This window comes from Pseudomonas sp. AC229, assembly GCF_979254655.1.
Window position 1 is genome coordinate 1 of the sequence record NZ_CEEDHK010000058.1, and the last position, 269, is coordinate 269.

General features: G+C 61.3%; 1 pseudogene. It reads right to left on the reverse strand.

The features are described 5' to 3' along the window. Window positions 1-269, reverse strand: a pseudogene (locus AC0IW7_RS24830) (methyl-accepting chemotaxis protein); the annotation flags it as partial.

Sequence of the window (269 nt, forward strand, 5' to 3'; positions counted from 1 at the left end):
CAGCGAGCGACCGGTGCTCAGCGCGGAAGTGACCGACGTGGTGCCGTTGGTGACCAGCTCGAACATCTGGCGCACGGTGGTCTGGTTGTCTTGGCTGAGGCCGGCCTGGTTGGCGATGATCTTGATCAGCACCTGCAGGTTGCCCTGCAGCTTCTCGATCATTGGCGCTTTGCTCTGCAACGACGTTTCCGCGTCAGCGGCCTGCCGGGCTTTCTCCATTTCGTCACGCTTGGTGACGAACAGCTCGATCTGGTCGGGATCGGTAACCA